The sequence below is a fragment of the Ochrobactrum teleogrylli genome, assembly GCF_006376685.1.
Taxonomy (GTDB): Bacteria; Pseudomonadota; Alphaproteobacteria; order Rhizobiales; family Rhizobiaceae; genus Brucella; species Brucella teleogrylli.
Window position 1 is genome coordinate 679,480 of sequence record NZ_VEWL01000001.1, and the last position, 12,360, is coordinate 691,839.

The window sequence follows — 12,360 nt, forward strand, 5'->3', positions numbered from 1 at the left end:
CTTCAGCTGTTCTGGCTGGTTCCTCTGAAGCGCTATTCTTCCCTCGCCAGTTTCGTGTCCGCAGCCTTGCGATGTGTGGAACGCAGCGTTCCAGCCAGTGACGCCCTCCCTAGAAGCTCACCACTGTCGACATCTGGCAATCTTTAGCCGCTTGCACGAATGTGCCCATCTAAAATATAGATAAATCAAGAATCAAATCTATTAAAGATGGGAAGAGCCGCTATATGACTGAGATTAATGAGATAATTGGCCAAAAACGTGGCGTTGATTCACCAGGCGAACAAAATGAGTCGCTCAATCTTGCTAGAATTATCTATAATTTACCCTTCATCCAGCTGATCTTCCGCGCGCAGGAAATCCACCGACAGCATTTTGACCCCGACGCCATTCAGATGAGCAGGCTGCTTTCCATCAAGACGGGCGGCTGTGCGGAGGATTGCGGCTATTGCAGCCAGTCGGCGCATTATCCGACCGGGCTGAAAGCCTCCAAGCTGATGGAAGTCGAGCGCGTACTGGCGGAAGCGCGCAAGGCACAGGAAGGCGGCGCGACGCGCTATTGCATGGGTGCGGCATGGCGCAGCCCCAAGGAGCGCGACATGGACATGCTTGTCGCCATGGTCGAAGGCGTCAAGGCGATGGGCATGGAAACCTGCATGACGCTTGGCATGTTGACGCCGGAACAATCGGCACGCCTTTCCGACGCCGGGCTCGATTACTACAACCACAATATCGACACGTCGGAGCGGTTTTACCCTGAAATCATCACCACCCGGACTTTCGAAGACCGGCTGGAAACACTGGCGAATGTCCGCGAGGCAGGCATCAAGGTCTGTGCGGGCGGCATTCTCGGCATGGGCGAAACCGTCGATGACCGCATTTCGATGCTGGTCACACTGGCCAGCCTTCCGACACCGCCCGAGAGCGTGCCGATCAACATGCTGATCCCCATCCCCGGATCGCGCCTTGCCAATGCCGCGCCCATCGACCCGTTCGATTTCATCCGCACCATCGCGCTGGCCCGCATTCTGATGCCAACCTCCTATGTGCGGCTTTCCGCCGGGCGCACCGATATGAGCGATGAAACGCAAGCACTATGCTTCTTAGCCGGGGCCAATTCGATCTTTGTCGGCGACACGCTGCTGACCGCCGACAATCCCGGCGAGGATCACGACAGCGCGCTCTTCCGGCGGCTCGGTCTCAAGCCGATGACACTGGAGCAGATGCGTTGAGCATTCCCGCACTCGCCCGTTATCAGGCAACGCTTGAGGGTCTTGAGCGGAAATCGCGCCTGCGCACCCTTTCCCCGCAAAAGGGCGTCGATTTCACCTCGAACGATTATCTGGGCCTCGCCAATTCACCACGCCTCAGGGCCGCAATCGCTGCGGCTCTCGACCGGGGCGTCCCGGCGGGTGCTGGCGGATCTCGGCTGTTGCGCGGCAATCATGTCGAGCATGCAGCGCTCGAAAGTGAAGCAGCCGCCTTTTTCGGCGCAGAAAAAGTGCTCTATTTCGGCACTGGTTTTGCTGCCAATACGGCGCTTTTCGCGACCCTGCCGCAACGCGGAGATCTGATCGTTTGCGACGCGCTGATCCATGCCAGCGTCCATGAAGGAATTTCATCCAGCAAGGCAGACCCGGTCTTTGTGCAACACAATGATGTCGATGCTTTCGACACGGCAATCAGTGGCTGGCGACGCAAGGGCGGCAAGGGCCATCCGTGGATTGCCGTTGAAAGCCTTTATTCTATGGACGGCGATTTAGGCCCCATCGCAGAGCTGGCCGCACTGGCGACCCGCCATGACGGATTTCTGGTCATCGATGAAGCCCACGCCACCGGCATTTATGGCTCGCAAGGACGTGGACTGGCGGCAGACCTCGAAAATCGCGACAATGTGCTGGTGCTGCATACGTGCGGCAAGGCTTTGGGCTTGTCTGGCGCATTGCTGCAATTGCCCGCCATACTTGGCGACTATCTGGTCAACCGCGCCCGCAACTTCATCTATTCGACCGCGCCATCGCCCTTAATGGCAGCGGGCGTGCGCGAGGCCCTGCGGATGATCGCAGACGAGCCAGAGCGTCGTCAGCAATTGCAGACGCTGACCGGCCATGCTGGATCGCTGGTCGTTTCGCTTCTGGGTCTCAAACCCAGTGGTTCACACATCATGCCGATCCTGATCGGCGATAATTTCCGCGCCATGCGCATTGCCGAGGCCATGCGCGCCGATGGTTTCGATATCAGGGCTATCCGCCCTCCGACCGTGCCGGAAGGGACCGCCCGGCTCAGACTATCCATCACGCTCAATGCCAATGAAAGCCAGATCACCGAGATGTTCGAACGGCTTTCCATCGCAATCAGGAAAGACAGACCATGACAACGCGCCTCGTCGTCTCCGGCACGGATACCGGCATCGGGAAAACGGTCTTTTCAGCCGCACTCACCGCCGCCCTTGACGGCTATTACTGGAAGCCGGTGCAATCCGGCCTTGATGCGGAGACCGACAGTGAAGCGGTAGCAAAGCTCGTCGGCCTGCCCCAAAGCCGCATTTTACCGGAAGCTTACCGGCTTTCCGCACCGCTTTCGCCCCATCAATCGGCAGCGCTGGACAGCGCGGCAATCTCCGCCGACGCACTCACTGTCCCCGCAACCGACGGACCGCTGGTCATCGAAGGCGCTGGCGGCTTGCTGGTGCCGCTTTCGGACGATCTGGTTTTTGCCGATATATTCGCGCAGTGGAAAATTCCTGTCATTGTCTGCGCCCGCACCAATCTTGGCACGATCAATCACACGCTCTTGTCGGTCGAAGCGCTGAAGCATCGCCGGACGCCAATATGCGGCATTGCCTTTATCGGCGATGAGAATCCCGAAACCCAGCGCATCATCGCCAAAATGAGCGGTGTGCGCATTCTCGGTCGCCTGCCATTATTGCCGTCACTTTCCGAAGGCGTATTGATGCATGCCTTCGAAGAAAATTTCGATCTCGGCAGCTTCGTGGAGGTGTGGGCATGAAGCGGCAGACCGTCTGGCACCCCTTCACCCAGCACGCGCTGGAACCGGAGATGCAGCGCATCGTTTCGACGGAGGGCGCATATCTGATCGACGAGAGCGGCAAGCGCATTCTCGATGCAATCTCCTCCTGGTGGGTCATCACCCATGGTCACCGACACCCTTTAATCATGCAGGCAATCCGCGACGCCACGGAAAGCTTCGACCAGATCATCTTTGCCGAATATTCCCATGCGCCTTCCGAACAGCTGGCGGAAGGGCTGATTGAAATCGCACCGCCCGGCCTGCAGCACGTCTTTTATTCGGACAGCGGTTCGACCGCGGTGGAAGTGGCGCTGAAAATGGCGCTCGGCTATTTTCACAATACCGGGCAAAAGCGCGACCGTATCGTCGTGATGGAACACAGCTATCACGGCGATACCATCGGCACCATGTCCACTGGAGAGCGCGGCGTGTTCAATGCCGCCTATGAACCCTTGCTGTTTGGCGTTGACCGGCTGCCCTTTCCCGAAAAAGGCAATGAGCAGCGCACACTCGATATGTTCGAGGAGTATTGCAGGTCAGGTCACGTAGCGGCCTTGCTGATCGAACCACTTGTCCTCGGGGCGGGCGGCATGAAAACCTATCGTCCGGCCCTGCTGACGGAACTGAAACAGATCGCCAAACGTTTCGACTGCCTGCTGATCGCCGATGAGGTGATGACTGGCTGGGGACGAACCGGAACCGTCTTTGCCTGTGAACAGGCGCGCATCACGCCGGATATCCTTTGCGTTTCCAAAGGGCTGACAGGCGGTGCCTTGCCGCTCGCGGCAACACTTTGCACCCCGGCGATCTTCGATGCGCATCTGTCGACCGACCGACGCAAGACCTTCTTTCACTCAAGCTCCTATACCGCCAATCCGATTGCCTGCGCCGCCGCTGTCGCCAATCTCGAAGTCTGGCAGCAGGAGCCGGTCTTGAGCCGCATTCGCTCCATCGAGGAGTTTCACGAGCACAATCTGACGCGATTTGCAGGCGACCGGCGCTTTGCCAGCATTCGGCAGGCGGGAACGATTGCCGCGCTTGATATTGCCGTGCCCGCCGGCGGCTATCTCGCAGAAACCGGCCAACAGATGCGCAAATTGTTTCGCGAGCGAAACTTGCTGATCCGCCCGCTTGGTAATGTGATCTATCTGATGCCGCCCTATTGTGTGACCAGCGAGGAGTTGACCGCCCTCTACGACGCGATTGACGATGTGGCATCCATCGTGACGGGGCGGGCACTATGAGCTCGTGTCACTCCTCCCGCATGGTGGGGTTCGGTCATGCGGTGCCAAAACGCCGCGTGGAAAACGGTGAGATCGAACAGCAACTCGGTCTGGAACCGGGCTGGATCGAACGCCGCACGGGTATCCGCACGCGCTATTGGGCAGGCGATGGCGAGACATTGAGCGGGCTTGCAGCCATGGCTGGAGACATGGCGCTCAACAATGCCGCCATCGCCCGCGAAGACGTCGCGCTGACTTTGCTGGCCACCTCCACGCCGGATCATCTGCTGCCGCCGTCAGCGCCGCTGCTGGCGCAAAAGCTCGGCCTTGCACGATCCGGCGCCATCGATCTGGCGGGGGCGTGTGCTGGCTTTCTCTATGCGCTGACGCTGGCCGATGGCTTTGTGCGCAGCCATAAACGCCCTGTCCTTGTGGTCGCCGCCAATATTTTGAGCCGCCGCATCAATCCCGCTGAACGCGCAAGCGCCGTCCTCTTCGCCGATGCAGCCGGAGCCGTTGTACTGGTGCCGGATGAAGACCCGCAACGCGGCATCCTCTCGGCTGATCTGTCTTCCGACGGAAGCTGTTATGACCTGATTTCGATCCCGTCCGGCGGCAGCAACCAGCCATTTTCTCCCGATTTGCCGCCAGAGCAATTTCTGATGACGATGAGCGATGGTCGCGAGGTGTTTTCCCGCGCGGTCGATCTTATGACCGTCGCCTCCAAAAATGCGCTTGCGAAAGCCGGAATCGAATCGGCACACATTGATCGCTTCATCCCGCATCAGGCCAATGCGCGCATGTTCGATGCTGTGGCACATAATTTGGGAATCGATCCGGCTAAAACGGTCCGGACAATCGCAACCTTTGGCAATTCCTCCGCTGCGACAGTTCCGCTATCGCTGTCGATTGCCAATGAAAGCAAAGCTTTTGCAGAAGGCGAAACCATCCTGCTAACCGCCGCAGGTGCCGGAATGATGGGCGGCGCAGCAGTCTATCGCGCTTGATTCCACACCGCGTTTTCTCCCACGCGGCAAGTCGAATGGCAGTTAATTGTTAGCCTTCAACATATTTGACTTTACAGTAAAGTGAAAATATCTTCTGTGATATCAGTCTCTTGACGAACGCACGGGGCGTGGGAGGGCCTGAGAAACATGGATAGAAAATTGAATGTGAGTACCGAAACGGTTCTCAACGCCACGAGAAAGATGCTGTCCCAACACGGTTCTGCCGTCAGTCTGGAACTCGTGGCCGCCGAGGCCGGACTGACGCGCCAGACCCTTTATAACCGGTTTGGCAGCAAGCAAACCCTTCTCCGCGCCGCTTTCGACGATCTGCGCCAACAGATTCATGCTCGTCTTGACAATGCTCCATGGGACGCTGAACCCGAAGTGCTGCTCCCGGTGATCGCGCGTATCGTGGCGGATAGCTTTCTGGATCTGGCAATGGCCAAGTTGCTGCGCGCAATGATTCAGGCCGTCGAGGATATTCCGGAAATTGGAATCAGTCTCCGGTCGGACCAGACCGGCCAGGTCCTGAAAAAAATGATCGAATATCTGGAGGCAAAAACCAGGGCCGGTGAGTTTCATGTAAAGGACCCGGAAACGCAGGTTATGCTTTTTCTGGGCAGTATCAGCGGGTTTCTGTTTCCCCGTCTGCTGCTTGGCACGGTTGATCCCGACGAACAGGTCAATCAAAAACTGATCGACGCATCGATCGCCAGCTTTCTGAGAATCTGGCGAAATGCTGAATAAGGCCTTTTCCAATCGCCAGAATGCCCTAGAATAGAGGCTTCCTCCCAGCCTAACAAAGAGGCCTCTCCCATGAAAATATCCATTCTTGCCGTTTGCAGTGCCTTGCTGATCAGTGTTGCATCGGTTTCCACACCAGTCTTTGCCCAGCAAACGCGGGACATTGCCAAAGAAGAAGCCAATCGCAAACTCGTTCTTGAATTTTACGATGGCGTCTTCAATAAGCATGAAGTGGAAAAATACTCCGAAGTACTTGCTGAAAACTATATCCAGCACAATCCGGGCGTACCCGACGGTAAAGCGCCTTTCGTGAAATTTTTCACGCAGCGCTTCAAGGACAATCCCAAGGCCACCGCACGCATTGTGCGTAGCGCCACGGATGGCGATCTTGTCTTCCTGCATCTCCAATCGAAAATGAATGAAGAGGATCGTGGTCGCGCCATCGTGGATATTTTTCGCGTCGATAACGGCAAGATCGTCGAACATTGGGACGTAATCCAGGCGGTGCCGGAAACGTCCAAGAATAACAATACGATGTTCTGAGCCATTCACTCAGAATTTTACCGGAAGCCAGCCCACCCGGCTGGCTTCTCCGTTTTTACGGCATTGCCCGATAAAAACTGTTCTCGTTGCCCGCTTCCCGCTTGTTTCCACCGACAAGCGATCCTACGATACCCAAAACTCACCGGCCGACTGCACCTTTCCCCGACAGATCAGCAGCAGACAACAGCGTATCCACGCTCGCCGGTGCCATGGGTTACCGTCGCAAGACAAACGAATTAAGGACGAGAGAAATGACCGACAAGCAAGCCTCGAAGGCAATGTGGACCTATTACAAGGGCGAATGGCGCGAAGGCGACGTGCGCATTCTGGGTGCGGCCTCGCACGCGACCTGGCTCGGTTCTGCTGTATTCGACGGGGCGCGCCTGTTCGAAGGTGTTACGCCGGACCTCGACCTGCATTCCGCACGCGCCAATGATTCCGCGCGCGCGCTCGGTCTGTCGCCGACGCTTTCGGCCAATGACATCGAAGCATTGGCGCTGGAAGGCCTGAAGAAATTCGCCCCCGGCACGGATGTCTATATCCGCCCCATGTATTGGGCCGAGGAGGGTGACAGCAGCACGGTTGCGCCGCTTGCCTCTTCCACCGATTTCGCCTTGTGCCTTGAAGCCATTCCGATGGTTGAGCCGAAGGGCTTCACCATCACCACGACCTCGTTTCGTCGTCCTTTTCTGGAAGTAATGCCGGTCAATGCCAAGGCGGCCTGCCTCTATCCGAACAATGGCCGTATGCTGCTCGAAGCCAAGGCCAAGGGCTTTCATAACGCAATCGTGACCGATGTGTTGGGTAACGTCGCAGAGACGGCGACCTCCAATATCTTCATGGTTCGCGGCGGTGAAGTCTTCACCCCGGTGCCAAACGGCACCTTCCTCAACGGCATCACGCGCCAGCGCGTCATCAAGCTGTTGCGCGCCGCAGGCGTGACGGTGCATGAAACCACGCTGAAGATCGAAGATTTCCGTCAGGCGGATGAAATTTTCTCAACCGGCAATATGAGCAAGGTTGTGCCGATCATCGGTTTTGACGACCGCAAGCTCGATTACGGTGCCGTGACCAAGCGCGCCCGCAGCCTCTATTGGGAATGGGCGCACGCCTGATTTTCCGTCACGAAATTCCATTCTCCTGACCCTCCGGGCCATCTTGCCCGGAGCCTATCCCCGACAGCGGCGGCCGCATGATCGAACATACCCCCCTTTATCTGGCAATCGCTGTCACTGCGGCCTTTCTGGTCGGCATGTCGAAAGGCGGCCTGCCCTCGGTCGGTACGCTTGCCGTTCCGCTGATGGCGCTGGTCATCTCGCCCGTTACAGCTGCCGCCCTGCTGCTGCCGATCTATGTCATCAGCGACATGTTCGGGCTTTATCTCTACCGACATCACTATTCAGCGCGCAATCTCGCCATCCTCACGCCAGCAGCGATCATCGGCGTCGGCATTGGCTGGGTGTTCAGTTCGCATCTCTCCGCCACTTTCATCGGCATGCTGGTCGGGCTGGTCGGCATCCTGTTTTGCCTCAATGCCTGGATCGGCGCCCGCTATCGCAGAAAGGCCCGCAAGGCCGATGTTCCGGGTGGCGTCTTCTGGGGCATTCTCACCGGCCTCACCAGTTTCGTGTCGCATTCCGGCGCGCCGCCCTTTCAGATGTATGTGCTGCCGCAGCATCTGGAAAAGCTTGTTTTCGCGGGTACATCGACGATCCTCTTCGCCATCGTCAACGCCGTGAAGCTGGTGCCATACTGGCAGTTGCAGCAGTTTTCCAATCTCGACCTGTCGATGGGCCTCTGGCTGATACCGTCGGCAGTCATCGGCACTTTCGCCGGTGCCAAGCTGACGCGGCTTCTTCCTGACGGTCCCTTCTTCCTGCTGGTACAACTGACGCTGTTCGGCCTTTCCATCAAGCTGATCGCCGATTGGGTCATGCCGTATTTCTTTGGTTGAGAGGCTTTCGCCGGTTCTTGCCAGATGCTTCCGCTTCCGCCACCATGCGCACAAAATGCGGGGAGGATGTGGGAATGGCTGATGCGGATGCGATCATTATCGGTGCGGGGCTGGCGGGCCTCGCCGCAGCAAACGAACTGACCAGCGCGGGTAAAAAAGTCATCCTGCTGGAACAGGAAGGCGAGAATTCCATCGGCGGTCAGGCTTTCTGGTCGCTGGGCGGCCTGTTCATGATCGACACGCCGGAACAACGCCGTCTCGGCATCAAGGACAGTTTCGATCTTGCCGCGCAGGACTGGTTCGGCTCGGCGCAGTTTGACAGGCCGGAAGACCTATGGCCCCGGAAATGGGCCGAAGCCTATCTGCAATTTGCAACCGGAGAAATGCGCCCATGGCTACATAGCCTTGGCATGCGCTGGTTTCCCGTTGTCGGCTGGGCCGAACGTGGCGGCGCTGAGGCCCATGGGCATGGCAATTCCGTGCCGCGTTTTCACGTCACTTGGGGAACCGGGCCAGGTGTGGTGGCCCCTTTCGAACAGCGGCTGCGGACGGCAATGGCGAAAGAACTGGTGACCCTGAAATGCCGTCACCGCGTCAATGAAATCACCACCGAAAACGGACGCGTCACCGGCGTTTTCGGAGAAGTGCTGGCCCCTTCCACCGTTGAGCGCGGGCAACCATCATCCCGCGAGATCATTGGGGAATTCGCCTTTGGCGCTGACAGCGTTATCGTAACATCCGGTGGCATTGGCGGCGATCCAGAACGCGTGCGCCGGGCATGGCCGCGCGAAAGGCTCGGCAATCCGCCGAAGGAAATGGTGCTTGGTGTTCCAGCCCATGTGGATGGACGCGGCATCGATATGGCTGTTAATGCAGGCGGGCACGTCATCAATGCCGACCGCATGTGGCATTACACCGAAGGTCTCCGCAACTGGAACCCGATCTGGCCCAATCATGGCATCCGCATTCTGCCCGGTCCATCGTCCATGTGGTTCGATGCGCGCGGCAACCGGCTACCGGCTCCCTATCTGCCCGGCTTCGATACGCTCGGCACGCTCAAACATATTCTCTCCACCGGATATGATTATTCCTGGTTCATTCTGACCGAGAAGATCATCCGCAAGGAGTTTTCACTATCCGGCTCCGAACAGAACCCGGACCTGACCGGCAGAAGCTGGAAGCTGCTCCTGAAAAGTCGGCTCGGCAAAGCGCCGCCGCCGCCCGTCAAAGCCTTTATCGACAAGGGTGCGGATTTCATTACCGCCAAGACGATTGAAGAACTGGTCGCGGCCATGAACACTTTGAGCGGCGATAAACTGCTCGATGTGCGGCGCATTCGCGACCAGATCGAAGCGCGGGATCGTGAAGTGGTCAACCGCTACACGAAAGATGCGCAAATCATGGCGATCCATAATGCCCGCGCCTATATCGGTGACCGGCTGACGCGCGCCGTGCCACTGCATGCATTGCTCGACCCTGCCAACGGACCGCTGATTGCCGTCAAACTGCATATCCTGACCCGCAAGACGCTGGGTGGCCTGCACACCAACCTACAATCGGCAGTTCTGGGCGAGGACGGCGAACCGGTTCCCGGCCTTTATGCAGCAGGCGAAGCCGCCGGTTTTGGCGGTGGCGGCTATCATGGCTATAACGCGCTGGAAGGCACATTCTTGGGCGGCTGTATATTCTCCGGGCGGGCGGCAGGCCGGGCAGCCGCCTCGATCTGAAGCGTGAGCACCATTTCGTAACAATCTGATTTTACGTGATTTTTTCTGGATCGTCAGCCGGACAGCTGCCCTCCAATATTCCATTTTCTATATGAGATTTTTATATCGCGGCCCGTTTCCCTGTCTCGAAACCCTATGCCGTAACGTCACATAATCCCTGCCTGGCGAAAGCCTTCACCAACAGGGAGCCCCGCAAGGGGACGACATTATGGACATCGCCGTCCTGGCAATCGGCATCGGCTTTTTCGGTCTGCTCTTTGGTTATCTGCGCGTCTGCGAAAAGCTTTGAGGGCGTGACATGCTGATCGAATATATCGCTGGCGCTTTGGTCGCCATCTTCATCGCGATCTACCTTCTTTATGCGCTCATTCGCCCAGAGCGGTTCTGAGCTGCAGCCCAATGGGCTTGGGAAAAACCATGACAATCAATGGATGGATACAGATCCTCGTCTTTTGCGGGATCATCATTCTGCTCGTAAAGCCGCTTGGCTTCTATTTAACGCGCGTCTTCAACGGCGAACGAACGTTCCTTTCGCCAATTCTCGTTCCGGTCGAACGCGGGCTCTACCGTCTTGCAGGCACTGGCGAACGCGAGGAACAGCACTGGACGAGCTATACCGCCGCCATGCTGCTGTTCAACTTGGCCGGGTTTATTCTGCTTTATGCCATGCAACGGTTTCAGGGCGCATTGCCCTTCAACCCCATGGGCATGAGCAATGTGCCCGCAGACCTTGCCTTCAACACCGCCGCCAGTTTCGTGACCAACACCAACTGGCAGAACTATGGCGGCGAAAGCACCATGTCCTATCTGACGCAGATGGCCGGATTGACGGTGCAGAACTTCGTCTCGGCTGCAACGGGTGTGGCGATCGCGATAGCGCTTATCCGCGCTTTCTCTCGCAAATCCATGAAAACGCTTGGTAACTTCTGGGTCGATCTCACGCGCTGCACGCTTTATATCCTGCTGCCAATTTGCATCGTGATGACGCTTGCATTCGTCGCATTGGGTGTTCCGCAAACGCTTGGCGCCTATGCGCAGGCCACCACACTTGAAGGCGCGCGGCAGGTCATCGCGCTTGGACCGGTTGCATCGCAGCTGGCGATCAAGATGCTGGGCACCAATGGCGGTGGTTTCTTCAACGCCAATTCCGCGCATCCGTTTGAGAATCCCGACGCCATTTCGAACATGATCCAGATGGTTGCGATCTTCGCCATCGGCGCATCGCTGACCAATGTCTTTGGCCGCATGGTCGGCAATGAAAAGCAGGGCTGGGCCATTTTCGCGGCCATGGGCGTGTTGTTCGTTGCAGGCGTCGCCATTTGTTACTGGGCAGAAGCTGCCGGCAACCCGCTGATCCACGCACTCGGCATCGACGGCGCGAATATGGAAGGCAAAGAAACCCGTTTCGGTATCGCCATGTCCGCCCTTTTCGCCGTGGTCACGACTGCCGCATCCTGTGGCGCGGTGATCGCCATGCATGACAGCATGATGGCGCTCGGCGGCATGATCCCGATGATCAATATGATGCTCGGCGAAATCATCATCGGCGGTGTCGGCGCAGGTTTTTACGGCATTATCCTGTTCGTCGTGGTGGCGATTTTCGTGGCTGGCCTGATGGTCGGTCGCACGCCGGAATATCTGGGCAAGAAGATCGAGGCCAGGGAAGTCAAAATGGCGATGCTGGCCGTGCTGTGCCTGCCGCTGTCGATCCTCGGCTTTACCGCAATCGCTGCCGTCATTCCTGCTGGCCTTGGCTCCATCGCCAATCCGGGACCGCACGGCTTTTCGGAAATTCTCTACGCCTATACGTCGGGCACCGCCAATAACGGCTCGGCTTTCGGCGGGCTTTCCGGCAACACGCCCTGGTACAATATCACCATCGGGCTTGCGATGCTGATGGGGCGCTTCCTCGTCATTGTTCCCACCATGGCCATTGCCGGATCGCTGGTCGCCAAGAAAATCGCCCCGCAATCGGCCGGCACCTTCCCGACCCATGGTCCATTGTTCGTGGGCTTGCTGATCGGCGTCATTCTGGTTGTCGGCGGCCTGATCTTCTTCCCCGCGCTGGCGCTCGGCCCCATCGCCGAACACCTCGCTCTGATCCAGGGCAAGACCTTCTGATGCTGAAACCATCG

At 57.9% G+C, this 12,360-nt stretch carries 12 protein-coding genes; all 12 read left to right on the plus strand.

Annotated elements, in window-relative coordinates; genetic code table 11:
• Positions 1–224: 224 nt before the first annotated feature.
• Positions 225–1,229, plus strand: a complete 1,005-nt coding sequence (bioB, locus tag FIC94_RS03030) for a biotin synthase BioB (protein WP_121538255.1) — start codon at positions 225–227, stop codon at positions 1,227–1,229.
• Positions 1,226–2,371: an 8-amino-7-oxononanoate synthase gene (locus FIC94_RS03035; RefSeq protein WP_140023869.1), complete on the plus strand. Its 1,146-nt coding sequence runs from the start codon at positions 1,226–1,228 to the stop codon at positions 2,369–2,371. The genes bioB and FIC94_RS03035 overlap by 4 nt, the downstream gene beginning before the upstream one ends.
• Positions 2,368–3,006, plus strand: coding sequence for a dethiobiotin synthase (gene bioD, locus FIC94_RS03040; protein WP_124915845.1), 639 nt, complete (start codon positions 2,368–2,370; stop codon positions 3,004–3,006). Before FIC94_RS03035 ends, bioD begins: the two co-directional genes overlap by 4 nt.
• On the plus strand, positions 3,003–4,271 hold the full coding sequence (locus FIC94_RS03045) for an adenosylmethionine--8-amino-7-oxononanoate transaminase (RefSeq protein ID WP_140023870.1): 1,269 nt from the start codon (positions 3,003–3,005) through the stop codon (positions 4,269–4,271). Before bioD ends, FIC94_RS03045 begins: the two co-directional genes overlap by 4 nt.
• Positions 4,268–5,257 (plus strand): 3-oxopimeloyl-[acyl-carrier-protein] synthase BioZ, encoded by a 990-nt coding sequence (gene bioZ / locus FIC94_RS03050; RefSeq protein ID WP_140023871.1) that lies wholly within the window; start codon positions 4,268–4,270, stop codon positions 5,255–5,257. Before FIC94_RS03045 ends, bioZ begins: the two co-directional genes overlap by 4 nt.
• A gap of 147 nt (positions 5,258–5,404) precedes the next feature.
• The gene (locus FIC94_RS03055) at positions 5,405–6,004 is read left to right on the plus strand and encodes a TetR/AcrR family transcriptional regulator (RefSeq protein ID WP_140023872.1); all 600 of its coding nucleotides are present in this window, start codon (positions 5,405–5,407) and stop codon (positions 6,002–6,004) included.
• Positions 6,005–6,073: 69 nt separating this feature from the next.
• Positions 6,074–6,544, plus strand: coding sequence for a nuclear transport factor 2 family protein (locus tag FIC94_RS03060; protein WP_109367240.1), 471 nt, complete (start codon positions 6,074–6,076; stop codon positions 6,542–6,544).
• Between the two features lie 251 nt (positions 6,545–6,795).
• Positions 6,796–7,659: a branched-chain amino acid aminotransferase gene (locus tag FIC94_RS03065; protein WP_140023873.1), complete on the plus strand. Its 864-nt coding sequence runs from the start codon at positions 6,796–6,798 to the stop codon at positions 7,657–7,659.
• Positions 7,660–7,736: 77 nt separating this feature from the next.
• A complete protein-coding gene (locus tag FIC94_RS03070) occupies positions 7,737–8,498 on the plus strand; it encodes a sulfite exporter TauE/SafE family protein (protein ID WP_140023874.1) in 762 nt (253 codons plus the stop codon).
• A gap of 74 nt (positions 8,499–8,572) precedes the next feature.
• Entirely contained in the window at positions 8,573–10,225 is a 1,653-nt protein-coding gene (locus FIC94_RS03075; protein WP_140023875.1) for an FAD-binding dehydrogenase, read from the plus strand.
• A 298-nt stretch (positions 10,226–10,523) separates the two neighbouring features.
• Entirely contained in the window at positions 10,524–10,613 is a 90-nt protein-coding gene (gene kdpF / locus FIC94_RS03080) for a K(+)-transporting ATPase subunit F (RefSeq protein ID WP_078336841.1), read from the plus strand.
• A 29-nt stretch (positions 10,614–10,642) separates the two neighbouring features.
• On the plus strand, positions 10,643–12,346 hold the full coding sequence (gene kdpA / locus FIC94_RS03085; protein WP_140023876.1) for a potassium-transporting ATPase subunit KdpA: 1,704 nt from the start codon (positions 10,643–10,645) through the stop codon (positions 12,344–12,346).
• Positions 12,347–12,360: the final 14 nt, after the last annotated feature.